The following is a 25,330-nucleotide window of genomic DNA, read 5'->3' as shown; positions in this document are numbered from 1 at the left end:
AAATGGCAGGCGAACCTGCCGGTTGAAAGGGCAGACAGTCTCAGACCGCCAGCCACGCCTTCATCAGGTTCGGGTCATCGGTCAGCGCCTGGGGCGTGCCTTCGAAGACGATCCGCCCATGGCCCATCACACAGACCCGTGTGGAGACCTTGAGGGCGATGGTCAGTTTCTGTTCCACCAACAGGATCGACACCCCTCGCTGGTGAATGTCGCGAATGGCCTCGGCGACCACCGCAACGATCTTCGGCGCCAGCCCCTCGGTGGGCTCGTCGATCAACAGCACCTTGGGGCAACCCAGCAACGAACGGCACAGGGTGAGCATCTGTTGCTCACCACCGGAGAGGTTGCCAGCGCCGGTGTTGCGCCGCTCACGCAGCCGCGGAAAGTAGTCGAACATCTGCTCGACGTTCCACGCAGTGGCACCGTCGGTAGCCGCCTGCTGCCCCATGCGCAGGTTTTCTTCAACACTGAGGTTGGCGAACACCTCACGCTCTTCCGGGACAAAACCGACGCCGGCACGGCTGATTCGATACGGCCGCAGCCCCGTCAACTCACGGCCGGCCAGCTGGATGCTGCCGGCGCTGGCCGGCACCAGGCCCATCACGGCTTTCATCGTGGTCGAGCGCCCGGCGCCATTGCGCCCCAGCAGGCTCACCACTTCGTTGCGACCGATGCTCAGGTCAACCCCATGCAACACATGGCTCTTGCCGTAGTGCACGTGCAGGTCGCTGATCGACAGCAGGTTTTGCGAGGTCGGGTTCATGCGCATTGCTCCTCACCCAGATAGGCTTCCTGTACCCGTCGGTCACCACGGATCTCGTCCGGCGTACCGGTGGCGATAACTTCGCCGTAGACCAGCACGCTGATGCGGTCACACAGGGAAAACACTACGTCCATGTCATGCTCGACGATCAACAGCGAACGGCCGTGAGTCACCTCACGTATCAGGCTCAGGGCGTACTCGGTCTCTTCATGGGACATGCCCGCCATCGGCTCGTCGAGCAGGATTACCCGCGGGTCACAGGCCAGGGTCATGCCAATTTCCAGGGCGCGTTGTTCCGAGTAAGAAAGCTCTGCCGCGCACACTGTTTTCTTGCCCTGTAGCCGTACCTTTTCAAGCAATTGTTCGGTTTGCGCACGCACCTCTGGGTAACGCTGGATCGAGCGCCAGAAGTGGTATTGCATGCGGTGTTTGCGCATCACCGCAATGCGCAGGTTCTCGAACACCGAAAGCCCTGGGAAAATGTTGGTGATCTGGAACGAGCGCGACAAGCCCAGGTGATTGATGTGCTGCGGCGAATGGCCTTGGATCGCCTGATCACCCAAGAGGATCTGCCCGCTAGTGGGCTGCAATTGCCCGGAAATCAAATGGAACAGGGTCGACTTTCCGGCTCCGTTGGGGCCGATCACCGCATGGCGTTCGCCGGCGCGCAGTTCAAGCTGCGCGCCGCGAATGATATGGGCCTCGCCAAACGACTTGTGCACATCACGCAACTGCAGGATCGCGCCGCTCATGGTTGTTCTCCTTCGACCCGAGGCTCGAGTGCAGCGGCACCGGCCACTGTTTCATCATCCAGCAGGCGCAGCCATTGCCGGCGGGCCAGTTTCAATACCAACAGCCCGGCCAGCCCCAACAGCAACGGCATAGACCACGTCAGCGGCGCCCCTGGCAGCCAGTCGCGGCCGAACAGGCTGATCGCCGGCCACGGCTGGTCCGCAATCAGCAGTGCCTGATAGTCCTGGCTGAACGCCCGCTGCAATGTCTCGATCGCAAACACTACCGCCAGGCTCAACAACCCTGCACTGAGCAGTGCCGGCAACGCCGCCGGGATGATTGCCAGCCAACCGCGCCGCCGGATCTGCGCACTCCAGCACAGCACCAACCCGGCCAGACCGCTGGGCATGAACATCATCACCAACATGAACAGCAGGCCCTGATACAACAACCAGGATTGCGTGAGGTCAGAGGCGGCATTGCCAAAGAACGTCATCAGTGCCGCGCCCAGCACCGGGCCCAGGAACACGTTGACGCCGCCGATATAGGTATTGAGCACCACCTCGGCGGAAAAGCGCATGTCGAACAACACGTAGTTGGCCGATTCCAGGTTCAGGGCCTGCAGGCCACCGGCAATGCCAGCGAACATCGCCGACAAGGCAAACACCAGCACCCGCAAGCGATGCACGTTGTAGCCCAGAAACTGCAGACGATGGCCGTTCTCACGCAGGGCGAAAGTCAGCCGCCCCATGGGCGTCAGCGTAAAGGCGTAGAGCAAGGTGATCGACAGCACCACCCAGCCCAGGGTCAGGTAATACACCTGGGTGGCGTCGCCAAAATCCAGGCCCCAGGCGGGTGTACGCATGGACGAAATACCCGCCTCGCCCCCGAACAGCGTGCTCAGGTGTGGGGCCAGAGAATGCAGCAACTCCGCCAGCGCCAGCGTGATCATGGAAAAGTACACACCCGCCCGCTTGGTGGCGAACCAGCCGGCGCAGAGGCCACAGATAAAGCCGCCCATGGCACCGATCAGCGGCAGCAACGGCGTTGGCAGCAAGCCTTCACCATTGAGCGCGTTCATCGCATGCAAGGTGGCGAACGAACCGACGCCGAAGTACGCCGCGTGGCCGAACGACAGCATGCCGCCTTGGCCGCACAACAGGTTGAAGGCACACGCAAACAGGGCCGCAATCAGCATCTGGATGGCCGCGTTGACCATCGCCGCTGGCAGGATGGCGGGCAGCACCAGGAGCGCCAGCAGCAGCACCGCCAGCAGGATTTTCGTCAGTTTCATGGTCTACCCCTTCTCACCCATCAACCCGGACGGCCGGACAAGCAAAATCAGCAGCATCAGCGCGAACGGAATGGTCGCTGCCACACTGGACACCTTGAGGGTCATCAACCCACCCATCTGCTGCGCCCAGTCGCCAGCACCCAACCCGCCCAAGAGCGACGCCAGGCTGACATCCACACCCACGGCGAACGAGGAAATCAGCCCGATCAACAACGATGCGATCATTGCCCCGGCCATCGAGCCCAGGCCGCCGACCACGACCACTACAAAAACGATGACCCCAAGCTCCAGGGCCATATTGGGGTTGGTGGTGTAGAACGCACCGGCCAACGCTCCGGCCAGGCCGGCCAATGCAGCGCCGATCCCGAACACCGTCATGAACACCAGCGGTACGTTGTGCCCCAAGGCCTCGGCCATTTGCGGCCGATGGATCGCCGCCCGCACGACGATGCCGACGCGCGTGCGGGTCAACAGCAGATAGATCAGGCCGAACACCAGCAGCGAGACCCCGCCCATCAGCAAGCGATAGAACGGATAGTCGGTACTGAATACCTGGAATGCAGCAAAGTTGAGGAACTCCGGCACCCGGTACTCGACAGAAAAGTTGCCGTAAAACAACTTGATCAGTTCGGCAATAATGAACGTCAGGCCGAAGGTCAGCAGCAGTTCATGGGCGTGGCCATGCTTGTGTACCCGGCGCAGGAAGAAGCGCTCGACGACTACCCCGAGCAAGCCCACCAGCACGGTCGAAAGCAGCACCGCGCTGGTAAAGCCGACAAACTTCTGCAGGGTGTACGCCAGGTAGGCACCCACCATATAAAAGGAGGCATGGGCAAAGTTGAGGACGCCCATCATGCCGAAAATCAAAGTCAGACCGGCAGAAACCATGAACAACAGCAGGCCGTAGATCACGCCGTTAAGCAGTGAAACTGTGAGAAATTCCATAAGCGACTCCAGCATTCGCGATGGACAGGAAGGCGCGCCGAGTGGCACGCCACGCGACGTCACTCGGGCCGTTGCATCCGGCAGGCATCCTGGACAGGCGCTGCGGCTTCATCGGCACTGAACGACTTGATCGGTACGAAGCCCATGTCGGTGCCGTCTACGGGGTAGCGAGCCTTCTTCGACACTACCGACACCACGAACGGCATCAACAGTTGGTGGTCTTCAGCGCGCATCCGCACTTCACCCAGCGGGTTGCTGTCTGTGGCCTTTTCCAGCGCCAGGGCAAAACTGCGGGTATTGAGGCGGCCTTCTTCTGCTGGCAGCTTCTTCAACACATTACCGACCATCTGCAAGGCAAATACGGTCTGGGGTTCAATGTAGGCCGGCAGGTGCCCGGTCTTGGCCTGGTACTGCGTGGCAAAGCGTTCGCCCTGCTCACCTGCCGCCTCGATATTGAAGGGATGGGAAACATAGTGCCCCAGCGCGACATCGCCCGCGTTGGCCAGGTTGCCCGGCTGATCGAGGAAGGCGGTACCAAAGCGCAGTTTAAGGCCAGCGGCGCGGCTGGCCTTCATCAGCAGCAACAGGTCGTTGCCCCAGTTGCCGGTCAATACGGTTTGTGCGCCAGAGGCCTGGATGCGAGCGATGTAGGGAGAAAAATCCTGCACCTTCTGGGTATCGTGCAGGCTTTTACCCACCAGCTCATAGCCGCCTACCGCAGCGTTTTCCGTAATGGCTTTTTCCATGTCCTGGCCCCAACTGTAATTCTGGTTCATGGAATAGACTTTGCTGCCCAGGGTGCCCGCGTCTTTCATCGCCGCAACCAGTGTCTTGACCCGGATCGGCGCATTACCGTTGAAACGGAAATGATAGAAATGGCATTTGCTGCCGGTCAGCTCCAGTGCCTCGCCCCCCACGTTGAGGAACACCACTTCCTTGCCTTTGTTGCGCAGGTTGTACTTGCGCACATCCTCAGTGATCTGCCCGGCAGCCACTGACGAAGCGCCTTGAACGATCATTTGCGCGCCGCTGCCAATAGCGGCCTTGAGTTTTTCGGAGGCCCCGGCCGGGGTCCCCTGGCTATCGAATTCAAGGAGTTGGATGGGTTCGCCATTCCAGCCGCCCTCGGCATTGAGCCGGTCGATCTGAAAGCGCGTGGCAGCGCGGAACATTTGCCCGGTGGCGGCGGACGGCCCCGACAGGGTCTCGACCAACGCCACTTTCAAAGGATCAGCGCAGGTGATACCGGCGAACAGGGTCGTGCCGAGGGTGAGCAGACTCAGCGTGGTCTTGATGTGCATGGGGAGCCTCTTTTTTATTGTTATCTACAATCTGGTAGAACATTAGGCGCAACATGTCTGACCAGTTGACGAAAGCTACGTCAACCATGCCGTGAAGTCAAAGCACCCGAGCCCGGATTTATCAATTTTTTTTTGCCCGGTCACGTACAGCCCTTGAAAATAGCCGACATCACCCGAGATTGTTTTTTTCAAAAACTTGTAAGACCACAGCCCAATACTTCACTATCAAAGCCCCATCATTCGAACGCGTACCGTGCTGCCTCAAGGCAGAGGACTGAACAATGAAAAGCGATAACGTGCACCCCAGCCAGCCCCTGCCCATGGAGATCGTCAACTGGCTCAGTGGCGAGATACAGTCCGGACGGCTGGCTACCGGCGATCAACTGCCCAGCGAACGGCAATTATGCGAGCAGTTCTCGGTAAGCCGGGCGGTGGTGCGCGAAGCCTTGTCGCAGCTCAAGTTCGAGGAACTGATCACCACTCAGCAAGGCAAGGGCGCATTCGTCGCCAAGCGCGGCGAGCGCCATGCGTTTCGCTTGAAAGAGGTGTCGCTGGGCGAAGAGGGTGCGTTGCTGCATATCCTCGAATTCTTGATCACCATTGAAGTGGGTGCCACGCGCCTGGCGGCCTTGCGCCATACGCCCGAAGACCTGAAGAAGATTCGCCAGGCACTGGTGGGTATGGAATACGCCATGGTCAATGATCAACTGGGCGACGACGAAGACTATGCCTTCCACCAGGCGATTGTCGCGGCCACCCACAACCCGCATTTCAAATCGCTCAACGAATACCTCGACCACAGCGTCCGACGCCTGATTCGCGAGGCACGCAGCAACACCGCCGAGATCTACAACGAGCTGATCCAGGACGTGCAGGACGAGCACCAGGCAATCTTCCAGGCCATCCAGGCGCGTGACCCGGTGCTGGCTGGCGAAGCCGCCGAGCGCCATCTACGCAATGCCGCCAAGCGTATGAACATGTACCTGCAGGCCTGATCCCCTGCAGTACGCTTGACACCGAAAAGCGAAGCCTCTTACGATCATGTCTGACAACAATAAAATATGTCAGACAGGTTGCTCCTCATGAGCCGTATCAGAGCACAGTTACAGCTATTGGCTTCATTGATCCGCGCCGCCAGCGCCGCCCCTGCCCTCAACTCGGCAGCCCGATCACCGGTATTGCTGCTTGCGCTAGATCCCTTTTTCGGGCCTGCACTTCATGCGGTGGATTGCGGCGTGACAGCCAACGTCCGCTCCCACTCCTGCCTTTGAGGTTCCCCATGCACATCAGTGGCCAGACGCGCCTGATCGGCATCGTTGCCGATCCGATCGCCCATGTAAAAACCCCGCAAGTGATCAACCACAGTGCCGCCAACCAGGGCCTTGACCTGGTCTGCGTGCCGCTGCACGTACAAGGGACGAACCTGCACAAGGTACTGCTCGGCGCATCTGGTATCGCCAATCTGAACGGCTTGGTGGTAACCATTCCCTACAAGGAAAGCATCGTTGAATACTGCGACGAACTGACCGACATCGCGCGCCAGGTTGGCTCGGTCAATGCCGTGCGGATCGAGCCCGAGAGCGGTCGGCTGATTGGCGGCAACTTCGATGGTGACGGCATGCTCGCCGGCCTGCATCAGCAGGGTCATCAGTTACAAGGCAAGCGCGTGCTGCTGGTAGGGGCCGGTGGCGCTGGCAAGTCGATTGCCGTGGCGATTGCCCGGCAACAACCGGCACGGCTGGCGATTTACAATCGCTCCCCTGCCCGCGCCGAAGCCCTGCTGGAACGCCTGAAAGCGCAGTTCCCCAGCGTTGACCTGAGCACCAGTGATGGCAATGCGCAGGACTTCGACGTCATTATCAACGCCACCTCCCTGGGCCTCAACGACGACGATGCCCTGCCGCTCGACCCTGACACCCTACGGGCGGATGCCCTGGTCTGCGAAGCCGTGATGCGCACCGGAGACACCCCCCTGTTGGCTGCAGCACGCCAGCGTGGCTGCCGCGTACACCACGGACAGCACATGATCTATGGCCAGATCGTACAGATCTGCCGCTTTCTCGGCGTTGACCTGCAACCCGAGCATCTGGCTCGCATTCTCGGCCAATGAGCCCAGGCACCTTTTCAGAGAACCCGACCATGTACGATTTCAACAATCGCGTCCTGCTGCTGACGGGTGCCAACGGTGGCATTGGCCGCGAGGTGGCAAAGCTGTTCTATCAATACGGCGCCTCGATGGTACTCGCTGACCTGGACGGCGATGGCTTGGCAGACTTTGCCCAGCAACTCGACGCCAGCGGCCAACGCATCGCCACCCTGCAGATGAATGCCGCCGACCCGGAAGATTCGGCCAAGGCGGTGCAGTTGGCTATCGAACGCTTCGGTGGCATTGACTTCCTGGTGCCGTCAGCCGGCCTGTACCAGTCGCAGCCGATTCACCAGATGACCGATGAGCAATGGCGCCAGACCCTGGGGATCAACCTCGACGGGGTGTTCTATCTTTGCCGTCGAGCAATCCCGGCACTGCGCGCCAACAGCGCAATCGTCAACCTGACCTCGGTAGCCGCACACCGGGGGGCATACGCGAACGCGCACTATGGCACCTCCAAAGGCGGCCTGCTGAGCCTGACCCGAGCCCTGGCGCGGGAGTTGGGCCCACAGACCCGGGTGAACGCCGTGTCTCCGGGGATCATCGAAACCCCGATGACCCAGGCCCTGATCGCCACCCGCGGCACCGATTCGGTGGAACAGACCCCGCTCAAACGCCTGGGTCAGCCCATCGAAATCGCCTCGGTGATCGCCTTTCTGTGCAGCAACGGCTCAAGCTTCATGACCGGTGAAGTGCTGCACGTGAACGGGGGGCTGTACATCGCCGGATGAGTCAGGCCGCCTGGGTTCTACCGGCGGTGTTCAGGAGGCCCGGGGGCAGCACTTACCCACGCGCAGTGCGCAAGGCGACGTGTCGCGCTTCTGGTACTCCCGTACTGCATGGCATTGGTGTTAGCGTGGGCACCTTCCCGTTTTTCGAACGGGTGCCCCCTAACAACAACTCGCGAAGGAATGCGCGCGCCCATGTACCTGAAAAAACTTACCGCTACCTCACTGCTGCTGGCCAGCATCGGCTTGTTCAGCGTACCGGCCCAGGCCAACCTCTCCCAGCAACAGTCCGCGGCCATCATCAAGGCCTACGACGGCACGGATCCGGCGGACTTCAAGCAATTCATCGGCAAGCTCAACGGCAGCGACCTGGCCAAGGCTGACAACCTCGGCGAGACGCTGAGCGCCTACCTGGCCAACACGCCGCTGGCCGACGAGCAGCAGAACGAAATCAATCGCCTGCTGGGCCTGTATACCCGTATCAAGTACGGCAAAGCCGCCACCGAGACCCTGCGCGAACTGGTGGCCATCCCCACCTTCAACGTCGAGGGCGTACCGCAGCATGAAAACCCGCAGTTCCTGAAGATCGCCGACAAGATCAAAGCCTTGGCCGAAGGCTTTGGCCTGACGTTCCGCAATATCGACAATCGGGTGTACGAGATCACCCTCGGCGAAGGCAAGGAAGTGGTGGGCATCCATGCCCACGCTGACGTGGTGCCGGTCAACCCGGACAACTGGAAGCTGGACGATGGCACTCGCCTCGACCCCTTCAAGGTCACGCTGGTAGGCGACCGCATGTACGGCCGTGGCACCGAAGACGACAAGAACGGCATCGTCGTGGCGCTGTATGCGCTGAAAGTGGCCAAGGACGAGAAACTGCCCCTGGCCCGCCAGCTCAAACTGCTGGTGGACACCACCGAAGAAACCAGCGGCGATGCCATCCCCTACTACTTCGAGCGCAATCCGACACCCGACTACAACCTGGCGCTGGATGGCGGCTATCCAGTAGTGATCGCCGAGAAAGGCTACGGCACGGTCATGGCCAGCTTCGCCAAGCGCTCCGCCACCGGCAAGGGCGCCGAAATCACCCACCTCACCGGCGGCCTGGCCACCAACCAGATCCCCACGACATCGGTCGCGACCCTGACCGGCGACAAGCCCGCCAAGCTGGCGGCCAGCCTGAACAAGGCCGGCGCAGCGTATGTGAAGGGCAACGGCGGTGATTTCAGCATTGATGCCAAAGTGGTCGGCAAGGAAGTGCTGCTCACGGTGAAAGGCGTCTCGGCCCACTCGTCCGAGCCTGAATCCGGGGTCAACCCAGTGGCGCGCATGCTGGTGTTCATCGATGGCCTGGGCAAGCAGGTGCCGCTCAAGCACAACCAGTTCACCGATGCTGCCCGCTATGCCAACGACAACTGGGGCCTGGACTACCTGGGCAAAAAGCTCGGTGTGGGCTTTGAAGACGCGTTCATGGGGCCACTGACGGCATCGCCGACCTTTGTGGGTGTGGACGACAAGGGGCTGAAACTGGCGGTCAACCTGCGTATCCCGAAGGGCAAGGCAATTGCCACGATCAAGGATGACCTGGCTGCCAAACTCGACAAGTGGAAGAGCGCCAGCCACGTTCCGGTCGCCTTCGACTACAGCCTCGACGCGCCGATGTACCGCAACCCGGAGGGCGAATGGGTCAAGGCTCTGCTTGCCGTGGCCAGCGAGAACCTGGGCATGAAGCACGAATTTGGCACTTCGGCGGGGGCTACTTCAGTGCATGACCTGCCCAACGGCGTGCAATTCGGGCTGGCCATGCCCAACGTGAAATACACCGGGCATAACGACAACGAGTTCAAGACCGTGGAGCAGTTCATGCTGGATCTGCAGGTGGTGAGCGAGATGGTGGCGCGCATCGGGCAGATGCCGAAGCTGTAAGCCAGACCGCGTGAAACGGGGCTGCTGCGCAGCCCATCGCCGACAAGCCAGCTCCCGCACCTTGAGGTTTGCAGGGGCCTGTAGGAGCTGGCTTGCCGGCGATGGGCCGCAAAGCGGCCCCCGGTTTACCGAAGGTCGGTACTCAGGCTCGGTGTACCAAACCCTTCCAGCGTCGCGTTGGAGGCATTCAGGTACTGTGCCCAGAAGTCGTTCAGCGCATCCATGGTCTTGCCAGAGCGATAGGCATGCTTCACCGCATCGGTGACCAGGCCTGCGCCAGTCACATACACCCGGGCGCCTTGCAGGTCTGCGTACAAGCCCTTGCTTTGCGCAAGCTTGAGCTCGTTGCCAACGTTAAGTTGCTTGATCTGGTTGGCGGCGTAGAAGCTGGTGTAGTCGGAATGTTCGAGCATGTCCGAAATCAGGTACACCACCCGCTCCTGGACACCCTGCTCCTTGCCCATGTCTTCACCGACACGGCGCAGGGTGTTCATGATTTCGCTCTTGGGGATGTCCTGGCGGGCCTCGCGCAGGCCCTTCACGAACAAGCCGCCAAAGCCTGCCTGAAACGCTTTCTTCTGGGTCGCCAGGCACTGGTCCAGGCCACGCAGTTTGCGCATGTTCACATCGTCGCGAACCTCGCCCTGCAACGGCATGTCCAGCTCGCCCGCGTACACCAGGCGCTGATACTCACCCGGCAGAAACGCCGAGAAGGTATACAGCCGGACACGATCGCCCGGCTGGACGAACCGGTCGATCTGGCCCCAACTGCTGCGCTGCAAGTCTTCAGGCATCGGGATGGTCTGATCGATGATCACCACCAGCTCGCGGCCGGAACTTGCTGGCTTGATATCGGCCAGGCCATTGCGCGTGTAGCAGCTCTGCAGGTCGTTGCGTTCGGCGGCCAGCGCTGCACAAGGCAGCGCCAGCGCAAGGATCAGGGCCTTGGCAAGCCTCATGACAGCATGCCCTCCTTCTTCACCGGGAACAGGCCAAGCGCCTTGAGCGCCTGCTGTTGCTCGCGGATGTCGCGCAGTTGCGCCTCGCTGACATTCAGCGCACGGCTGGCGGCGGCCAGGCTTTCTTCCGGCAGGCCGGTGACATCGTGGAACTCGGAGGCCTTGATAGCGACTGTGGCGACCGGTTCGGCCACTGCAGCAGCGGGGGCAGCAGGAGCAGCGACAGGCTGAGGCTCGACCGGCGGCATGGCGACGGCTACGGCAGCTGGTGCTGGTGCTGGTGCTGGTGCAACAGTTTCAACGGGGCGCGCGGGCTTCTCAGGCTGCTCCGAGACTTTGTCAGCCTTGTGCTCGACGAAGCTGAGGAAGTTGCGACGTGCGGTATTTTCCCCATCCAGCGCCGTCAGCACATTGGCATCGGTGTGGTCGCGGCTGGACAACAAGGTCTGCAGACGGCGCAGCTTGTCATCGGCATGGCTGGCGATGGCCGAACGTTTCTGATCCATTGCGTCGAGCATCTCTTCGGAGGTGGCGTACTTGTGGGTACGCTGCCAGGCGGTATGCGAGTGCGTACCGGCGAAGAAGTAGCGGCTGGCCAACCACAGGCTGATACCCTGGATCGCCACGTAGATCAGCGACAGCATGACATAGGTCGTCAGGCTCGCCTTGCGGATCGCCTGCATCTTGTCGTCGATGGTGGCGTTGTCCGCTTCATCGTTGATGGCCTGGGACTCTGCCGGCAGGTCGAATGGCGAGCCCGCACTGCTGCTTTGCGTGGACGCTTCGGCACGCATGCCGTTGACCATCTCAGTCTCGATGCTGTCCAGGGTGGCCGAGCGGATGAGGAAGGCGCCGATGGCCATGGCGACCACGAACACACCGCAGGTGATCAACCAGAAGAACTTGCGCGAGACGTTGGCGTTCACGTCCTTTACCCGGGCCAGCAGCTGCTCGTAGTCAGGCTTGTCCGAGTCGGCGAAGGAGTCTTCAAGGTTGATCGCTTTGTTGGCTTTCAGCGAACGGGAGCGCTTGGAAGGCTCTTCCCCTTGCCACCAATGGCGCGCGCGGGCGACCAGGCTGTTGTGGTGCACCGCATGCCCGGCAGCCTCGGCAAGAAACGCCGAAGCGACGGCCAGCAGAATCGCCACGAACGCCGTCAGCCAATGACGGTCATTGGTCGAGGCATCCATGTTCACCCAGCCTGCGACCACATAGGCAAAACCCATGGCCTCGACCACCACCAGCATCAGGACGACCGCCAACACCCACCACGGGCGCGCGGAACGCCCGGCCTCACCGGCCTTGGCCAGGTAATCGAGGTAGGCGCTGTAGGCGTTCGCGTCCTTGGCGTACAACTTGAATTTTTTGTTGTACACGTTCGACAGGTTGACTTCGTGGTTGATCCAGCCTTCAGCGTCGACCGAAGCCGGCTTGCGCGACAGGCGCGCCACCGTACCGATCAACGGGAAGCTGTGCCAGACACGGATCAGGAAGTAGGAAACCTCTTCCCAGTAGTTACGCACGATCACCGCGGTGATCAGTAGTGAAAGCAGGCCGGCGGAGAGCAACTGATTGGCAAGAATCAGTGATTTGAGTGCAGCAAGCGAAAAGTCTTCCATTCAGGACGTCCTTGACTGGGTTTATTTTGTGGCCGGGATCGGCTTGTAGGAAGCGACAAACGCATCACTGCCAGCGGCATAGAACAAGGCACCTTGGCTGACCTCGGCGTTGCCTTTGCTGAACACGATATCCATGCAGGAAATCGATGCCTGGGCATCACTGGCGAAGACCCGGTACAGCACTTCGCTTTCGCCTTCATAGGTGTTGGCCACGGCTTTCATTGTCTGTGGCTTGTGCTGAGTAGGCTGTTTGTAGTCTTCGACCAGCTGGAGAATTGGCTGGCGGTCGACCATGGCGTTCTCACGCAGGATCGAAACCGGCGACACGGTCACCAGGTGCCCGTTGACCAGGTTGGCCCACACCCGGTTGTTGTAACCCGGCAGGTAATCCTTGGTCGCGCGACGCTGCAAGGGCTGGTCGTTGACCATGCTCAGCACTTCGCCAGCATTACGCGGCCGGTCGGCTTCGCAGCTGGACATCGGCATCTGCGTGGCATAGGCGCTGCTGATCAGCGTGAAGCCGCTCTGTTTCGGCTTGATGCTCTGCGCCATGGTCCAGTTGTAGCTGGCCACTGGCGTACCCGCGAAATCGACCTGCGGGCGCACGGAAGCAACGGCCTTCGCGGTGCTGGTGCTGGTGCTGGTGCTGGTCGCGGCAGGCGTACGCTGCGCGGTGGTGGGCTTGTTCGCCGCAGGCTTGCTGCTCGCTTGTGCGGTCGTGGTGGCCTGGCGGGGCTTGGTTGCGGTCGAGGTGCCGTAGTGCAGGTAGCGGGTGTTGCTCGCTTCAGCCTGGGCGCGCATCACCAGGGCCTGTTCGTTGGCCAGCTCGACGATTTCCACACGGCGGTTCTTGCCACGCAGCAGCGGGTCGCTGTTGTCGGCAATCGGGCGGGACGCACCGGCCCCTTGGTAATAGATCGCATTGGCGGGAATGCCGGCCTGCAGCATGACCTTGCCGACGGTCTTGGCACGGCGTTCGGACAGCTTCTGGTTGAAATCGGCGTTACCCACGGCATCGCTGTGGCCAACGATCAGCAAGCGACGAGCCTGGGATTCCTTGGCAGCGGCCTGCTTGTCGGTGGCCGCAGGCTTGGCATACATCTGCGCCAGCTTGGCCACCGCGCGTTGACCGTTCACGGTCAACTGGTCGGAGCCGGTGGCGAACATCCCGGTGTCTTCGATCTGGGTCACCAGGCCGGCATCCTCTGGCACAGCGGTGACGACAGCGGCGGAGGCAACGGTCAGTTTCTCGGTGGTGATCCTCAGGTTCTCTTCCTTGGCGATGCGGTCAAGCTCCTGCAGACGCGACTGCCAGACATAACCGACGGCGCAACCCAGCGCCCCGCCAGCAGCGGCGCCAGGCAAGATACCGTCCTTGCCTTTGAGGGCATACCCGGCAGCCCCCCCGGCCACCGCGCCGACACCACAGAGCACGGGCAGGCCGTAGTCCCTGCCAATGTCTTTCACACTCTTGGAAATATTGTCCATCTGTTGGCTGCTGCAACCGGCAGCGGTGATGAAGGCGCAGCTTAGCGCTGTAAGGCGAAACATACTTTGCATTGCGGCTCCTTGCCGAACGAGGTCTGGATGGTGGCAAATTGACATGCATTGTCACAGATTACCGGGGATTTTGCCCCACCCAGGTAAGCATCTCCAGCACCGATCACGCGGCTTACGCGGTGCGTGACCCGCATTTGATTCAACCATGACGTTTTTCAATGGCCTTGATGCCGTTTCCTGCATTGCCGTGCAGAGCGCCGTGCCGGATGCTTTATTTAATTGAGACAGCGCTTTTTCCACCCGCAGAGGCCCGTATGAAAAACGTCGAACAAATCCTCAAAACCAAGTCGAAACACCAGACCGTTTACACCATCGGCCCTGATGACTCGGTGCTGGAGGCCCTGAAGCTGCTGGCGGAAAAAAATATCGGCGCGCTGCCGGTAGTGGAGAACAATCAAGTGGTGGGCATCGTCAGTGAACGCGACTACGCCCGCAAGCTGGTGCTCAAGGGCCGTTCGTCAGCGGCAACGCCGGTACGCGAGATCATGAGCGCCCCGGTGATTACCGTGGAACCCAAGCACAACTTGGAGTATTGCATGAACCAGATGACCAACCTGCACCTGCGCCACCTGCCGGTGGTCAGCAACGGCGAGCTGCTGGGCCTGCTGTCGATCGGCGACCTGGTGAAGGAAACCATCGCCGAGCAGGCCAACTTGATTCTGCAGCTGGAGCAGTACATCCGCGGCGAGTGAGCCACCTCAATGGTAGGCGCGTTCCAGCTCGTCCAGTTGGTGGTCGAAGCTGCGCAGGCGCGCCGACCAGGTGTAAACCAGCACTTCAAGGTCCCGATTGAGCACGGCGGTAGTGCCATTGCCACTGCTCGTCGGCTCCCCCAGGTCGAGCTGGTAGCGCTCACGGGCCATCGCCGTCGCCACACTGGATAGATCCCGCGCGTTGGCCAGCCAATGGTGTTGGTGATCGTGGATTTCGCGGTCGAGCGCCCGGCACTGGCGCTTGAGGGCGTCCAGGCTCTGCTCCAGCGGTGTGCCCTTGAGCTCGCCCATGACCTCTTCGAAGGTGCGCCCGGAATGCCAGTAGCTGCCCCAGAAATAACGGTCGAAAACCGTCTCGACCCGGCGCAGGGCTACTTTGGTGTTCCAAATGGTCAATAGCGTTCGCCCCTGAACCACTTCGCGCTTGTTCAGGTGCAAATGCTGCCAGGCGATCCAGGTCAGCGCCACCAGCGCAACCGCCACGGTGACCGCGGCGGCGGCGTACAGAAACTGCACCGCCTGGTTCATCTGTTGCGTCTGCCTGATGCCATAGAAGTAACTGGCCGTCAGGGTGCCCAGGATCGTCACGGAGCACCAGAAGCCTGGTGCGTAGGGATCTTTCATCGCGCTATCCCCTTATTGTTTTCCTGAGCATAGCAACGGCCAATCAGTCGTCAGGTGCCGCTCGGCGCTTTATTTTCGGGGGCGGCGCAATGCTTCGTTGAGTTGATCGAAAGGGACTGCCCAATCGGCATCTTCGTTGATGCTGTCGATGAGGAAGTTGCGCTGGGCTTCGGTCCAGAACGGGGCATCGACCAGCTTGATCTCGTTTTGCAGCGGCGAGTGGCTGGTGATGAATTGATCGATACTCAAGGCATCGTCAGGTAAGCCCAGCTGTTTGAACAGCTCGGCAAATGGATGGATCGGCGCTTCCATGATTCCTCCTAAAAGCCGGACAGGCCGTCCACGACGCCCGCCCGGCGTTGGCTTGAGAACATCAGCACAGCTCGCGCACTTCGGCGTGCGGTACCAGCTTCATGAACTGCTCCATGCTCATGTGGATCAGGTGATCGTGGTCACCCGCCTCCAAGTAGACATCACCTTGCCGGGTAAGGGTGGGGTCGAGCAGCATTTTTATATCGTAGGCGTCGCCAAGCGCCGGTACCGCGCCACGTTCGCAGTCGCCGAACAGGGTCGGCAAGCCACTTTCGCGGGTCAGTTGCCAGGCGCCAGACATGCGCACCTTGCTCATATCCAGATGCCGGTTGGCCGGTAGCACGGCCATGATGTAGTTGCCATGCCGGTCATCGAGCATCACCGACTTGGCGACCCGCTCGGCGGGTACGCCGGCCGTGCGTGCCGATTCAAGGCTGGTGGCCGAATGTGGATGGGGAATGATGTCGTAATCGCAGTTGGCCTTGTCCAGGCGAGCCTGCAGGGTTTTTGCCATACGCATGATGCACCTCCGGAGTTGCCCCCAATGTTCAATTTTAGGCCTTGGCCCGGCAGGCATGACTAAACTTGTGTAATAGATGCTAACGAGGTGACGACAGGTGGCCGCTCGCTGGTGGCGCTGGCTGTTGCTGTTGATGCTGCTTGGGCTGACGCCGGGCGGCCAGGCAGCGCCCGGTGCTGTCTGGGTGTTGAGCATCGACGATGCCATCGGCCCGGCCAGTGCCGACTACCTGGTGCGCAGCCTGGACCAGGCCCATGCGCAAGGCGCGCAACTGGTGGTCATCCGCATGGATACGCCGGGCGGCCTGGACAGCGCCATGCGCCAGATGATCAAGGCCATACTCGCCAGCCCGGTGCCGGTTGCAAGCTTCGTCGCCCCCAGCGGGGCCCGGGCTGCCAGCGCTGGCACTTACATCCTCTATGCCAGCCACGTCGCGGCCATGGCCCCCGGCACCAACCTGGGTGCCGCCACCCCCGTGCAGATCGGCGGCCCCCCAGGCGTGCCCAAGGACGACAAGGCCAGGCCCAGTGGCGATGAAGAAACCCTCGCCCGCAAGCAGGTCAATGACGCCGCTGCCTATATACGCGGCCTGGCGCAGCTGCGCGGGCGCAATGCCGATTGGGCGGAGAAGGCCGTGCGCGAAGCGGTCAGCCTGGCTACCAGCGAGGCGATGCGCCTGAAGGTGATCGACCTGGTGGCGAATGACCTGCCCGACCTGCTGCGCCAGCTCGATGGCAAGACGCTGGACGTTGCCGGCCAACCGCGACTGTTGCAGACCCACGGTGCCAGCCTGGTCGAGCACTTGCCTGACTGGCGCACGCGCCTGCTGGCCGTCATCACCAACCCCAGCGTGGCGCTGATCCTGATCATGATCGGCGTGTACGGCCTGCTGTTCGAGTTCATGAACCCCGGCTCCGGCGTTGGCGGTGTGATAGGGGGTATCTGCCTGCTGCTGGCGCTGTACGCCCTGCAGTTGCTGCCGGTGAGCTACGCCGGAGTGGCGCTGATCCTGCTGGGGCTGGCCTTCATGATCGCCGAGGCGTTCTTGCCCAGCTTTGGCGTGGTCGGCTTTGGCGGCATCGTGGCCTTCGTGGTCGGCGCGGTAATCCTGATGGACACCGACGCCCCAGGGTTTGGCATCCCCTTGCCCCTGATCGCCAGCCTGGCGGTGCTTTCGGCGCTGTTTATCGGTGGTGTACTGGGCATGGCCCTGAAAGCGCGCAAGCGCGCCCTGGTCAGCGGCGATGCCGGCCTGGTCGGCAGCCTGGTCACCGTTACCCAGGTGCTGGCAGACAACCCGTACTGCGGCTCGGTACAGGCGCAAGGCGAACAGTGGCAGGTACAGTGCGCGACGCCGCTGCAACCCGGCCAACACGTACGAGTCACGGCGCGTCGTGGCGTGATGCTGGAGGTGAGCGCTGCGGCCCCTTCGGCGCAAGGAGAATGACGATGTTCATGCAATTGGGTTTCGGCGCCCTGCTGATGCTGCTGGGCGTGCTGTTGCTGTCGGCGTTCCGTATCTTGCGCGAATACGAGCGCGGCGTGGTATTCCAGCTAGGGCGCTTCTGGCAGGTCAAAGGACCTGGGCTGATTCTGCTGATCCCGGTCATCCAGCAGATGGTCCGGGTCGACCTGCGCACCGTCGTGCTGGATGTACCCCCGCAGGATGTGATCACCCGCGACAACGTCTCGGTGAAGGTCAATGCCGTGCTGTACTTTCGCGTGCTCGATCCACAAAAAGCGATCATTCAGGTCGAGGATTTTCTCGTCGCCACCAGCCAGTTGGCCCAAACCACCTTGCGTGCGGTGCTCGGCAAGCACGAACTGGACGAGCTGCTGGCCGAGCGCGAGCAGCTGAATGCCGATATCCGCCAGGTGCTGGATGCGCAAACCGATGCCTGGGGCATCAAAGTGGCCAATGTCGAGATCAAGCACGTCGACCTCAACGAATCGATGGTGCGCGCCATCGCTCGTCAGGCCGAGGCCGAACGTGAACGACGGGCCAAGGTGATCCATGCCGAAGGGGAGCTGCAGGCGTCCGAAAAACTGATGCAGGCAGCACAGATGCTCAGCAAGGAGCCGGGGGCCATGCAGTTGCGTTATATGCAGACGCTGGGGGCGATTGCCGGGGACAAGAGCTCGACCATTGTGTTTCCACTGCCGCTGGATTTGCTCAAGGGTTTTGTGGAAAAGCCGAAATAGCCGGGGGCGCTCTTGCGCCCCCGCCGCCCTATCAGATAGGCGCGCGACGCAGGGTCGCGAGGAAGGTTGCCGCGCCGAGGAACAACCCGGCAAAGGTGCGGTTCAGCCGCTTCTGCTGCTTGGGCGTGCGCAGCAGGCGCAGCACCCGGGAAGCCAGGCCGGTGTAACCCGCCATGACCAGCATGTCGACGGTGATCATGGTGACGGTGATTGCCACATACTGCGGCAGCAGCGCCTCATGGGGGTTGATGAACTGCGGCAGCACCGCCAGCATGAACACCAGCGCCTTGGGGTTACTGACGTTGACCAGAAAACCACGGAACACCAGGCTCAGCGGTTTGCCGATCGGGCGCACGGCAGACTCTTCGCTCATGTCCATCGGCAACGCACGCCATTGCTTGTAGGCCAGGTAGACCAGGTAGGCGACGCCAAACCACTTGATAATCGTGAAGGCAGTGGCGGAAGCCGCCAGGATGGCGCCCACGCCAGCGGCGATGATGGCGATTTGCACGATCAGGCCAATCTGCAGGCCTAGTGCGTTCCAGTAACCGCGCCAGAAACCGTATTGCAGGCCGCTGGACATCGAGGCAATCGCCCCGGCCCCGGGTGAAAGGCTGATCACCCAACAGGCGGCAAAGAAGCCCAACCACACTTCCATCGACATCACACACCTCGCTCTAACATATGTTGCAAAACGTTAAGCTAAGATGATGGCGAAAAAATAACCAGTAATTTTTTGAAAGTGTGCGGCGGCTGTACCGACCTCTTCGCGGGCAAGCCCGCGAAGAGGCCGGAGGCGGAAACACCAGGATGTCAGTCCGACTCGCTCGTCAAGTCTTTGCTCAGCGCCTGCACTTCAGCCCCCCGCCAACGCCGCACGGACTTCTGGAAGAACTGGCTGTTCGGCACCTGCACCAGCGCCCCGCCCGCCTCGGGCAATTCCATCAGCGTGGTGAACAGCAGGTTGATGGCAATTACCCGGCCTTTGACGCCGGGCTTGTCCAGGGTATCGACCAGCTCGACCACATCACCGATGCGAAACGGCCCGACCGTGAAGATCAGCACCGCGCACAGCAGGTTGGACAGCACGCTCCACATGGCGAAGAACGCGACCGCAGCCACCGCGACGAAACCGGACAACGCGGTCCACAGCACGGTTGCGGAAACCCCCAGGCGCTCCAACACGAACAGCAGTGCGCTGCCCATGATCAACCAGCGCAAGCCGCCACGCACCGGCACCAGCAGCTCGGGTGGTAACGGGTAGCGCTGGCCCAGGCGGCTCAGACCACGGGCGATGACGCGCTGCAGGACAAAGGCAATGGCCAGGATCAGCAGAATCTGCAGGCCCAGCCAGAAGGTATCCATCCATTGCCCCGGCAGCAGCGAACGCAGTTCCTCCATCAGGACAGCGCCTCAAGCTCTGCCTGCATGCTTTCGAGGGTTTCCAGGGCTTCCATCCAGCCCTCTTCCAGCTCACCCTCACGCTGCTTGAGCTTGCTCTGGCGAGCCAGCAGGTCACGCAGTTCATCCTTGCGCGCCGCTTCGTACAGGCCACTGTCACCCAGCGCTGTTTCGATCTCGGCCAACTGCGCATGCACCTGGTTGAGCTCGGCCTCCAGCTTGTCAGCCGCTTTCTTGTGCGGTGCCAGTTGCTGACGCAACGCCGCTGCCGCCTGGCGCTGGGCTTTCTTGTCGGTCTTATCCGGGTTGGCCGGGGCGTTGCTGACCGGCGCATTGCGCTGACGGTACTCGACCAGCCAGCGGCTGTAGTCCTCAAGATCGCCATCGAAGGTATCGACCTTGCCGTCGGCCACCAGCAGGAAATCGTCGGTGGTGCTCTTGAGCAGGTGACGGTCGTGGGACACCACGACCACGGCACCGGCGAATTCCTGCAAGGCCATGGTCAGGGCCAGGCGCATTTCCAGGTCGAGGTGGTTAGTCGGTTCGTCCAGCAGCAACAGGTTCGGCCGCTCCCAGGCGATCAGTGCCAGGGCCAGACGGGCCTTTTCGCCACCGGAGAAGTTCACCACCGGTTCGTCGACACGGTTGCCATGGAAGTCGAAGCCGCCGAGGAAGTCGCGCAACGTTTGTTCGCGCTCGGCCGAGGCAATGCGCTGCAGGTGCAACAGTGGGCTGGCCTTGTCGTCGAGGGAGTCGAGCTGGTGCTGGGCAAAGTAACCCACCGCCAGGTTCTCGCCACGTACCAGGCGCCCCGACAGCGGCGCAAGCTCGCCGGCAAGGTTCTTGATCAGGGTCGACTTGCCCGCGCCATTGGGGCCGAGCAGGCCGATTCGCGCACCCGGGACCAGCTGCAGCTTGACCTTCTCCAGGATGGCTTTGTCGCCATAACCCAGTCGGCCTTCGGACATGTCCAGCAGTGGGCTGGAAATTTTCTGCGATTCGCGGAAGACGAAGTCGAATGGCGAATCGACGTGCGCCGCCGACAATTCTTCCATGCGTTCCAGGGCCTTGATCCGGCTCTGTGCCTGACGGGCCTTGGTGGCTTGTGCCTTGAAGCGGGCGATGTACTTTTCCATGTGCGCACGCTGGGCCTGCTGCTTCTCGTAGGCTTGCTGCTGTTGCGCCAGGCGCTCGGCGCGGGTGCGTTCGAAGGCGCTGTAGCCGCCCTTGTACAGGTTGAGCTTGCGCTGCTCGACGTGCACCACGTGGTCAACCACGGCATCAAGGAAATCGCGGTCGTGGGAAATCAGCAGCAAGGTGCCGGGGTAGCCCTTGAGCCAGTCTTCCAGCCAGAGGATCGCATCCAGGTCCAGGTGGTTGGTGGGTTCGTCGAGCAGCAGCAGGTCGGACGGGCACATCAGCGCCTGCGCCAGGTTCAGGCGCATCCGCCAGCCACCGGAGAAGTCACCGACACGGCGGTCCATCTGCTCGTTGGTGAAGCCAAGGCCGGCCAGCAACTTGCGCGCACGGGCATCGGCGGTATAGCCATCGGCACTTTCCAGCTCACTGTGCAGGCGCGCCAGGGCTGTGCCGTCATGGGCCGTTTCGGCCACCGCAAGCTCGGCCTGCACCTTGCGCAGGCGCACGTCGCCATCGAGTACATAGTCCACCGCCAGGCGGTCGAGGGTGTCGACCTCCTGGCGCATGTGGGCTATGCGCCAGTCGCCGGGTAGCAGGCAATCGCCGGAATCGGGCGAAAGCTCACCGCGCAGCAAGGCGAACAGGCTGGATTTTCCGGCGCCGTTGGCACCGATCAAACCGGCCTTGTGGCCGGCGTGCAAGGTCATCTCGGCGCCTTCTAGCAAGCGCTGCGGACCACGCTGTAAAGTGAGGTTGGATAGTCTGATCATGATGGTCGCGGAGTCTACCAGCTTCCTCGGCCCGTAGCGTGAGTGGAATCATGTGCACCGACCTGTGGAATCACGCCCTGGCCTTGTATGCCAGGGCCGGCGTTGAAGAGGCCTGCCTTGGCGTGCAAGCGCTGGGCGGTGACGTTTGCCTGTTGCTCTGTGCGACCTGGCTGCAAGCACGCGGCGTGGCCGCAAATGATGAGCGCGCGCAAGCCCTGCGCAACATTGCCGAGCCTTGGCAGCGTGAGGTAGTGACCCCGTTACGGGGCCTGCGCCAACAATGGCGCACGGCAGCGCACACCGATACGCAGTTGGCGGCGTTGCGTGAGCAACTAAAGGGGTTGGAATTGCAGGCCGAGAAGGCCTTGCTGGAACGCCTGCAGGCGCGTTCGCAACAGTGGCCCGCGGGCTCCCACGAGCCCGCGGACGACTGGCTGGCCCGGCTAGCGCCGGACCAGGCCCGAGATCACCGCGCGCTGCATCAGTTGCGCGTCGCGGCGGCAGCGCTTCAGGATGCCGAAGACGGCGCCTGAGCCGGGGTGCTGGCGGGTGCCGACGGCGCTGCAGCCGGGGAGGCCGAGTTGGTCGCGGCGGCAGGCGCGCTGGTGGCAGCCGTGGCCGCTTTGGTTTCGGCTGGTTTGCTCGCGGCGGGCTTGGCGGCAGCGGGTTTGACCGCAGCCTTCACCGCCGGTTTTGCCGCTGGCTTGGCGGCAGCACGCGCGGGTGCTTTAGCGGCAACCGCTGGTTTCGCAGCCGGTTTTGCAGCAGCCGCTTTGGCCGGGGCTTTAGTCGCCGCAGGTTTGGCTGCAGGTTTAGCAGCGGCGGCCTTGGCGGGTGCTTTGGCAGCAGCCGGTTTGGCGGCGGGTTTAGCAGCGCCAGCCTTGGCCGGTGCTTTGGCAGCGACGGCTTTAGCGGCGGGCTTGGCCGCAGGTTTGGCGGCGGCGGCTTTGGCGGGCGCTTTGGCCGCAGCGGGTTTGGCCGGGGCCTTGGCTGCAGGTGCTTTGGCGGCGGGCTTGGCGGCAGCGGAACGAGCGGCGGGCTTGGTAGCGGCGGCTTTCGCCGGGGCTTTGGCAGCGGCCGGTTTTGCAGCCTTGGCCGCGACGGCGCGCTGGTCCAGTGCCTTGCTGGCGGCTTCACGCACTTTACCCACGCCCTGGGCCAGCTTCAGGCTGTCCTGGGCATCACGCTTGAGCTGCTGGATATAGGTGCGCGTCTGGGTCTGGCGGCCCTTGAGCGAGTCGAGCAAACCTTCAAGTTCACCGATGGCTTTTTGTGCTTTGTTCTGCGCCTTGGCCTTACCTGCCTTGGCCGCGTCCTGCAGTTTCAGGCGACCGTTATGCAGTTTCTCTTGTGCCTTGCCACGTTGCTTTTCCAACTTGGCCAGCAGTTTTTCCGCATCAGCCAGCGCTTGCGAGCAGGCATCTTCCAAATGTTCGAGCAGGCTGCCCGAAAGTTGCTGGAGCAGGTGCAACGGCGTACTTACTGGCTTCTTTTTGGCCGACATGGTTTACCTCCTGGCTGACGAGATTGCGGCTCATACTATGCTTCTGCTGCTACCGCCGCTAGGGCATGTTGACAGTAATATTTACGCCGCGTTGCATGCCTGGGCAAAGTTGTTATCTTGCAGCTCCGTGAAAGTGTAGTTGCAGAATAAAGCGTTGCTCATATTTGGCCGATACCGGCCAACCCGGATGTTGGCTGTAACGGCCCGCTCATTGCGCAGGAACTGTCCATGCCTCGTTTTCTTGTTTTAGGTTTGTGCCTGGTGGCGCCCTTTGCCCTGGCCGATGCGGACGACCATGACCTGGCTTACAGCCTGGGCGCCAGCCTGGGCGAGCGTTTGCGAGATGAGATGCCGGGGCTGCAACTGGACGCCTTGGTCGAAGGCCTGCGCCAGTCCTATCAAGGGCAACCGCTAACGCTCGACAAGGCACGCATGCAGGCCGTGCTGCAGCAGCATGAAGCGCAGGCAGCGACTACGGCCGAGCAGGCTCAGGCAGAAAAACAACAGGCGGTGGAAACACGCTTCATGGCCAACGAGCGGGCGCGTGCCGGTGTGCATGAGCTGCCCGAAGGCGTGCTCTACAGCGAACTGCAAAGCGGTGCCGGCGCGCAGCCAAACGCGGGCGGCAAGGTGCAGGTACGCTACGTGGGCAGGTTGCCGGATGGCTCGGTGTTCGATCAAAACCAACAGCCACAGTGGTTCAGCCTGGGCTCGGTGATCGAGGGGTGGCAAGTGGCCTTGCCTCGGATGCATGCAGGCGCCAAGTGGCGCCTGGTGATCCCGTCGGCCCAAGCCTACGGCGCAGAGGGCGCAGGTGACCTGATCGCGCCCTATACACCCTTGGTATTCGAAATCGAACTGCTGGCGGTTGGCGACTGACGCCCCGCTTCAGGCTTCGACCGCGCCCTCTTCCTTGTGCGCGTTGTGCAGCACCTCAATCAGGCAATCTTCCAGCTCGAAGCGCTCGTGCAGCAGGGCACCCAACTTCGTCAGCTTGTCGGCGAAACGTTCTGGGTCCGTGCACTCACCCTTTACGCAATGGTCATTGAAGGCCAGAGCGATCTGGGTGCTGTCATCGATACGTGGATTGATCTGTGTAGCCAGTTCAAGGCCGCGCGTATCACCGAAGGCCTTGGCTTCGCTGACCAGTTGTTCGCTGACCTCGAAATGCCACGCCGAAACGTAGTCGACCAGGAGCGCGCAAAAGTCCCCGTTGGTGTCCTTATCGGCGAAGGCTGGCTTCAAATCGCGCAATGCGCGGAAAGCCTGCACCAGTTCCTGGCGCTCCTCCAGCCAACGGTCGATCAGCTTGTGAACCCCACCCCAGCGTTCCTGGGCATTCTGACAACTATCGAGCATGGCGATCTCTTCCCTTCTGGGTAGATGCCGCTGCACCTCGTACCACGACCGCGCAGCACAAAGGTGACATCAGCAGGACGGCATCGAGCAGTTGTATTTTCGGTATGCGTGCTGGGAGATTATTCCCGCGCGTGCTGACCATCAAGGTACGCAGCAGACAAAGTTCATACAAGTGTTTAATACCCTGTCACATCGCCATTGGTCGCGATGGCGTACCAGGCTTGCGCCAGGTCAAACGCCAGCCAGAGTGCGGAAACGATACGCCAGCAGGTGGCTCAAGGGCAGCGCGGCCAATAGCAGGAACGCCAACAGGCTCCATTCAGGCAGCGTCAGGTCAAGAAAGCTCCAGGTCAGCGAGTTGCAGTCCGGGCCACCCAGCAGCAATTGCCGGGCGGCTTCGCGCCAGGATTGCTCGAATACCCGCCAGATGGGTGCCGGGCACAGCGGGATCGCCCCGCCCGCCCCCTGCAACCAGACATGCCGTGCCGCCAGCAGCGCCCCCGCCAGCGAACAGGCCAGCATTGCCCGCGCATAACGACGAATACCCGGCATACCTGGCGCCTGCATCACTGCACCCAGGCATAGCACCGCGTACAGCCCAAGCAGCAAGCGCTGGGTGAAACACAACGGGCAGGGCACCAGCCCCAGAGCACTTTCAAGGTGAAAGGAGCCGACCAGCACCGCCAGTGAGGCAAGGCAGGCAGGGAGAAAAAAGGTGCGTAAGCGGGCCGGCAGCATGGGTGATGGTGGTCCCGGGGAATGAAGTGGCTTGAAACGGTAGAGGAAAGAACCGCTTTGTTTCAAGGCGC

At 61.8% G+C, this 25,330-nt stretch carries 26 protein-coding genes; 9 read left to right on the top strand and 17 right to left on the bottom strand.

Annotated features, from left to right (window positions below; all coding sequences use genetic code 11):
* Positions 1-40: 40 nt before the first annotated feature.
* Genes ACSSU5_RS11665 through ACSSU5_RS11645 form a run of 5 tightly spaced genes read right to left on the bottom strand, consistent with a single transcriptional unit; the run spans position 41 to position 5,035 of the window.
* Positions 41-763 carry an ABC transporter ATP-binding protein gene (locus ACSSU5_RS11665; protein ID WP_264310770.1) on the bottom strand — a complete coding sequence of 241 codons (723 nt, stop codon included), beginning with the start codon at positions 761-763 and terminating at the stop codon, positions 41-43.
* Positions 760-1,515, bottom strand: coding sequence for an ABC transporter ATP-binding protein (locus ACSSU5_RS11660; RefSeq protein ID WP_264310771.1), 756 nt, complete (start codon positions 1,513-1,515; stop codon positions 760-762). The genes ACSSU5_RS11665 and ACSSU5_RS11660 overlap by 4 nt, the downstream gene beginning before the upstream one ends.
* Positions 1,512-2,789 carry a branched-chain amino acid ABC transporter permease gene (locus tag ACSSU5_RS11655; protein ID WP_264310772.1) on the bottom strand — a complete coding sequence of 426 codons (1,278 nt, stop codon included), beginning with the start codon at positions 2,787-2,789 and terminating at the stop codon, positions 1,512-1,514. The genes ACSSU5_RS11660 and ACSSU5_RS11655 overlap by 4 nt, the downstream gene beginning before the upstream one ends.
* 3 nt (positions 2,790-2,792) lie before the next feature.
* On the bottom strand, positions 2,793-3,734 hold the full coding sequence (locus ACSSU5_RS11650) for a branched-chain amino acid ABC transporter permease (RefSeq protein ID WP_264310773.1): 942 nt from the start codon (positions 3,732-3,734) through the stop codon (positions 2,793-2,795).
* A gap of 59 nt (positions 3,735-3,793) precedes the next feature.
* Positions 3,794-5,035: a branched-chain amino acid ABC transporter substrate-binding protein gene (locus ACSSU5_RS11645; RefSeq protein WP_264310774.1), complete on the bottom strand. Its 1,242-nt coding sequence runs from the start codon at positions 5,033-5,035 to the stop codon at positions 3,794-3,796.
* Positions 5,036-5,316: 281 nt separating this feature from the next.
* Here ACSSU5_RS11645 and ACSSU5_RS11640 point away from each other — a divergent pair, with 281 nt between their 5' ends.
* The 4 genes from ACSSU5_RS11640 to ACSSU5_RS11625 all read left to right on the top strand — a co-directional run bounded on the left by ACSSU5_RS11640 (position 5,317) and on the right by ACSSU5_RS11625 (position 9,838).
* Entirely contained in the window at positions 5,317-6,030 is a 714-nt protein-coding gene (locus ACSSU5_RS11640; RefSeq protein WP_264310775.1) for a FadR/GntR family transcriptional regulator, read from the top strand.
* Between the two features lie 284 nt (positions 6,031-6,314).
* Positions 6,315-7,145 (top strand): shikimate dehydrogenase family protein, encoded by an 831-nt coding sequence (locus ACSSU5_RS11635; RefSeq protein ID WP_492561192.1) that lies wholly within the window; start codon positions 6,315-6,317, stop codon positions 7,143-7,145.
* Between the two features lie 29 nt (positions 7,146-7,174).
* Positions 7,175-7,915: an SDR family NAD(P)-dependent oxidoreductase gene (locus ACSSU5_RS11630; protein ID WP_492561191.1), complete on the top strand. Its 741-nt coding sequence runs from the start codon at positions 7,175-7,177 to the stop codon at positions 7,913-7,915.
* Between the two features lie 192 nt (positions 7,916-8,107).
* Complete coding sequence (locus tag ACSSU5_RS11625) at positions 8,108-9,838, top strand: dipeptidase (protein WP_492561190.1); 1,731 nt, start codon at positions 8,108-8,110, stop codon at positions 9,836-9,838.
* 125 nt (positions 9,839-9,963) lie between these two features.
* Here the strand turns inward: ACSSU5_RS11625 and ACSSU5_RS11620 are convergent, their stop codons facing one another.
* From ACSSU5_RS11620 to ACSSU5_RS11610, 3 genes are read right to left on the bottom strand one after another with little or no spacing between them, the layout of a single operon-like run.
* Positions 9,964-10,797 (bottom strand): hypothetical protein, encoded by an 834-nt coding sequence (locus ACSSU5_RS11620; protein WP_264310779.1) that lies wholly within the window; start codon positions 10,795-10,797, stop codon positions 9,964-9,966.
* Positions 10,794-12,416 carry a hypothetical protein gene (locus ACSSU5_RS11615; protein ID WP_492561189.1) on the bottom strand — a complete coding sequence of 541 codons (1,623 nt, stop codon included), beginning with the start codon at positions 12,414-12,416 and terminating at the stop codon, positions 10,794-10,796. The genes ACSSU5_RS11620 and ACSSU5_RS11615 overlap by 4 nt, the downstream gene beginning before the upstream one ends.
* A 21-nt stretch (positions 12,417-12,437) precedes the next feature.
* Entirely contained in the window at positions 12,438-13,976 is a 1,539-nt protein-coding gene (locus ACSSU5_RS11610) for an OmpA family protein (protein ID WP_492561188.1), read from the bottom strand.
* Positions 13,977-14,230: 254 nt separating this feature from the next.
* Here ACSSU5_RS11610 and ACSSU5_RS11605 point away from each other — a divergent pair, with 254 nt between their 5' ends.
* Positions 14,231-14,668, top strand: a complete 438-nt coding sequence (locus ACSSU5_RS11605) for a CBS domain-containing protein (RefSeq protein ID WP_033703285.1) — start codon at positions 14,231-14,233, stop codon at positions 14,666-14,668.
* 6 nt (positions 14,669-14,674) lie between these two features.
* Here ACSSU5_RS11605 and ACSSU5_RS11600 read toward each other — a convergent pair whose 3' ends face one another.
* From ACSSU5_RS11600 to ACSSU5_RS11590, 3 genes are all read right to left on the bottom strand, one after another.
* A complete protein-coding gene (locus tag ACSSU5_RS11600) occupies positions 14,675-15,313 on the bottom strand; it encodes an NADH:ubiquinone oxidoreductase subunit N (RefSeq protein WP_264310783.1) in 639 nt (212 codons plus the stop codon).
* Positions 15,314-15,382: 69 nt separating this feature from the next.
* Positions 15,383-15,625: a DUF2789 domain-containing protein gene (locus tag ACSSU5_RS11595; protein ID WP_264310784.1), complete on the bottom strand. Its 243-nt coding sequence runs from the start codon at positions 15,623-15,625 to the stop codon at positions 15,383-15,385.
* 61 nt (positions 15,626-15,686) lie between these two features.
* Positions 15,687-16,145, bottom strand: a complete 459-nt coding sequence (locus ACSSU5_RS11590) for an aminoacyl-tRNA deacylase (RefSeq protein ID WP_264310785.1) — start codon at positions 16,143-16,145, stop codon at positions 15,687-15,689.
* Between the two features lie 97 nt (positions 16,146-16,242).
* On the opposite strand from ACSSU5_RS11590, the gene ACSSU5_RS11585 reads away from it, so the two are divergent.
* A complete protein-coding gene (locus ACSSU5_RS11585; protein ID WP_492561187.1) occupies positions 16,243-17,592 on the top strand; it encodes an NfeD family protein in 1,350 nt (449 codons plus the stop codon).
* Between the two features lie 2 nt (positions 17,593-17,594).
* Positions 17,595-18,347, top strand: coding sequence for a slipin family protein (locus ACSSU5_RS11580; RefSeq protein WP_027595137.1), 753 nt, complete (start codon positions 17,595-17,597; stop codon positions 18,345-18,347).
* Positions 18,348-18,378: 31 nt separating this feature from the next.
* Here the strand turns inward: ACSSU5_RS11580 and ACSSU5_RS11575 are convergent, their stop codons facing one another.
* From ACSSU5_RS11575 to ACSSU5_RS11565, 3 genes are all read right to left on the bottom strand, one after another.
* Complete coding sequence (locus ACSSU5_RS11575; protein WP_492561186.1) at positions 18,379-19,011, bottom strand: LysE family transporter; 633 nt, start codon at positions 19,009-19,011, stop codon at positions 18,379-18,381.
* Between the two features lie 149 nt (positions 19,012-19,160).
* Complete coding sequence (locus ACSSU5_RS11570) at positions 19,161-19,748, bottom strand: mechanosensitive ion channel domain-containing protein (RefSeq protein WP_492561185.1); 588 nt, start codon at positions 19,746-19,748, stop codon at positions 19,161-19,163.
* On the bottom strand, positions 19,748-21,658 hold the full coding sequence (locus ACSSU5_RS11565; RefSeq protein WP_492561184.1) for an ATP-binding cassette domain-containing protein: 1,911 nt from the start codon (positions 21,656-21,658) through the stop codon (positions 19,748-19,750). Before ACSSU5_RS11565 ends, ACSSU5_RS11570 begins: the two co-directional genes overlap by 1 nt.
* Positions 21,659-21,708: 50 nt before the next feature.
* On the opposite strand from ACSSU5_RS11565, the gene ACSSU5_RS11560 reads away from it, so the two are divergent.
* A complete protein-coding gene (locus ACSSU5_RS11560) occupies positions 21,709-22,191 on the top strand; it encodes a TIGR02444 family protein (RefSeq protein ID WP_492561183.1) in 483 nt (160 codons plus the stop codon).
* On the opposite strand, the gene ACSSU5_RS11555 is transcribed toward ACSSU5_RS11560, so the two are convergent.
* On the bottom strand, positions 22,167-23,162 hold the full coding sequence (locus tag ACSSU5_RS11555) for an AlgP family protein (RefSeq protein WP_492561182.1): 996 nt from the start codon (positions 23,160-23,162) through the stop codon (positions 22,167-22,169). The two genes, ACSSU5_RS11560 and ACSSU5_RS11555, sit on opposite strands and share 25 nt — an antisense overlap.
* 228 nt (positions 23,163-23,390) lie before the next feature.
* Between ACSSU5_RS11555 and ACSSU5_RS11550 the strand changes: the two genes are divergently transcribed.
* Positions 23,391-24,041, top strand: coding sequence for an FKBP-type peptidyl-prolyl cis-trans isomerase (locus ACSSU5_RS11550; RefSeq protein ID WP_492561181.1), 651 nt, complete (start codon positions 23,391-23,393; stop codon positions 24,039-24,041).
* 9 nt (positions 24,042-24,050) lie between these two features.
* Here the strand turns inward: ACSSU5_RS11550 and rsd are convergent, their stop codons facing one another.
* Entirely contained in the window at positions 24,051-24,521 is a 471-nt protein-coding gene (gene rsd / locus ACSSU5_RS11545) for a sigma D regulator (protein WP_264310793.1), read from the bottom strand.
* A gap of 231 nt (positions 24,522-24,752) precedes the next feature.
* Positions 24,753-25,259 (bottom strand): disulfide bond formation protein B, encoded by a 507-nt coding sequence (locus tag ACSSU5_RS11540; protein ID WP_264310794.1) that lies wholly within the window; start codon positions 25,257-25,259, stop codon positions 24,753-24,755.
* Between the last annotated feature and the right edge of the window lie 71 nt (positions 25,260-25,330).

The organism is Pseudomonas sp. E1MeOHC2 (genome assembly GCF_058745025.1).
The sequence above is the reverse complement of the archived record's forward strand: the minus strand, read 5'-3'. Positions and strand labels throughout refer to the sequence as shown.

Bases quoted from the DNA above. Each gene is read 5' to 3' on its own strand.
- ACSSU5_RS11540 (WP_264310794.1), bottom strand. From the start codon at position 25,259: ATGCTGCCGGCCCGCTTACGCACCTTTTTTCTCCCTGCCTGCCTTGCC.
- ACSSU5_RS11625 (WP_492561190.1), top strand. From the start codon at position 8,108: ATGTACCTGAAAAAACTTACCGCTACCTCACTGCTGCTGGCCAGCATC.
- ACSSU5_RS11635 (WP_492561192.1), top strand. From the start codon at position 6,315: ATGCACATCAGTGGCCAGACGCGCCTGATCGGCATCGTTGCCGATCCG.
- ACSSU5_RS11615 (WP_492561189.1), bottom strand. From the start codon at position 12,416: ATGGAAGACTTTTCGCTTGCTGCACTCAAATCACTGATTCTTGCCAAT.
- ACSSU5_RS11560 (WP_492561183.1), top strand. From the start codon at position 21,709: ATGTGCACCGACCTGTGGAATCACGCCCTGGCCTTGTATGCCAGGGCC.
- ACSSU5_RS11595 (WP_264310784.1), bottom strand. From the start codon at position 15,625: ATGGAAGCGCCGATCCATCCATTTGCCGAGCTGTTCAAACAGCTGGGC.
- ACSSU5_RS11610 (WP_492561188.1), bottom strand. From the start codon at position 13,976: ATGCAAAGTATGTTTCGCCTTACAGCGCTAAGCTGCGCCTTCATCACC.
- ACSSU5_RS11555 (WP_492561182.1), bottom strand. From the start codon at position 23,162: ATGTCGGCCAAAAAGAAGCCAGTAAGTACGCCGTTGCACCTGCTCCAG.
- ACSSU5_RS11590 (WP_264310785.1), bottom strand. From the start codon at position 16,145: ATGCGTATGGCAAAAACCCTGCAGGCTCGCCTGGACAAGGCCAACTGC.
- ACSSU5_RS11570 (WP_492561185.1), bottom strand. From the start codon at position 19,748: ATGGAGGAACTGCGTTCGCTGCTGCCGGGGCAATGGATGGATACCTTC.
- ACSSU5_RS11600 (WP_264310783.1), bottom strand. From the start codon at position 15,313: ATGAAAGATCCCTACGCACCAGGCTTCTGGTGCTCCGTGACGATCCTG.
- ACSSU5_RS11605 (WP_033703285.1), top strand. From the start codon at position 14,231: ATGAAAAACGTCGAACAAATCCTCAAAACCAAGTCGAAACACCAGACC.
- ACSSU5_RS11655 (WP_264310772.1), bottom strand. From the start codon at position 2,789: ATGAAACTGACGAAAATCCTGCTGGCGGTGCTGCTGCTGGCGCTCCTG.
- ACSSU5_RS11630 (WP_492561191.1), top strand. From the start codon at position 7,175: ATGTACGATTTCAACAATCGCGTCCTGCTGCTGACGGGTGCCAACGGT.
- ACSSU5_RS11575 (WP_492561186.1), bottom strand. From the start codon at position 19,011: ATGTCGATGGAAGTGTGGTTGGGCTTCTTTGCCGCCTGTTGGGTGATC.
- ACSSU5_RS11580 (WP_027595137.1), top strand. From the start codon at position 17,595: ATGTTCATGCAATTGGGTTTCGGCGCCCTGCTGATGCTGCTGGGCGTG.
- rsd (WP_264310793.1), bottom strand. From the start codon at position 24,521: ATGCTCGATAGTTGTCAGAATGCCCAGGAACGCTGGGGTGGGGTTCAC.
- ACSSU5_RS11640 (WP_264310775.1), top strand. From the start codon at position 5,317: ATGAAAAGCGATAACGTGCACCCCAGCCAGCCCCTGCCCATGGAGATC.
- ACSSU5_RS11665 (WP_264310770.1), bottom strand. From the start codon at position 763: ATGAACCCGACCTCGCAAAACCTGCTGTCGATCAGCGACCTGCACGTG.
- ACSSU5_RS11620 (WP_264310779.1), bottom strand. From the start codon at position 10,797: ATGAGGCTTGCCAAGGCCCTGATCCTTGCGCTGGCGCTGCCTTGTGCA.
- ACSSU5_RS11565 (WP_492561184.1), bottom strand. From the start codon at position 21,658: ATGATCAGACTATCCAACCTCACTTTACAGCGTGGTCCGCAGCGCTTG.
- ACSSU5_RS11650 (WP_264310773.1), bottom strand. From the start codon at position 3,734: ATGGAATTTCTCACAGTTTCACTGCTTAACGGCGTGATCTACGGCCTG.
- ACSSU5_RS11660 (WP_264310771.1), bottom strand. From the start codon at position 1,515: ATGAGCGGCGCGATCCTGCAGTTGCGTGATGTGCACAAGTCGTTTGGC.
- ACSSU5_RS11645 (WP_264310774.1), bottom strand. From the start codon at position 5,035: ATGCACATCAAGACCACGCTGAGTCTGCTCACCCTCGGCACGACCCTG.
- ACSSU5_RS11550 (WP_492561181.1), top strand. From the start codon at position 23,391: ATGCCTCGTTTTCTTGTTTTAGGTTTGTGCCTGGTGGCGCCCTTTGCC.